This is a genomic window from Pseudomonas sp. EA_5y_Pfl2_R50 (assembly GCF_963970475.1).
Classification (GTDB): domain Bacteria; phylum Pseudomonadota; class Gammaproteobacteria; order Pseudomonadales; family Pseudomonadaceae; genus Aquipseudomonas.
On record NZ_CAXAPT010000221.1, the window covers coordinates 1 to 336 of the forward strand.

1 protein-coding gene is annotated in these 336 nt (G+C 56.0%); it reads right to left on the minus strand.

Translation table 11 applies throughout. The features are described 5' to 3' along the window. A partial coding sequence (locus AACY19_RS27545; RefSeq protein ID WP_339454657.1) for a DDE-type integrase/transposase/recombinase occupies positions 1-336 on the minus strand: 336 nt, incomplete at both ends.

The following is a 336-nucleotide window of genomic DNA, read 5'->3' on the forward strand; positions in this document are numbered from 1 at the left end:
GATCAGAGCAGTATTGCGAGCCCCGATCTGAGTGATGTACCAGCGGCTGACTGGTTCTTCGGTGTCGAAGAGCTTTCGTCATCGCCTGGATGACTGACTCGGTATGCAGGCTTTCATGCACATGATGGCCGACTATTTTTCGCGAAAACGCATCAGTGACCAGACTTACGTAAGCGACGCTTTGCTCGGTCGGTAAGTAGGTTATATCCGCCACCCAGACCTGTTCCGGCCCGGTGGCAGTGACTTGGTCAGGACCGGGCTTGAGCCGGTTCGGATGTCGGCGGAAGCGATGATGGCTGTCGGTAGTCTTGTGATAAGCGCGTTTGCGTGGGACCA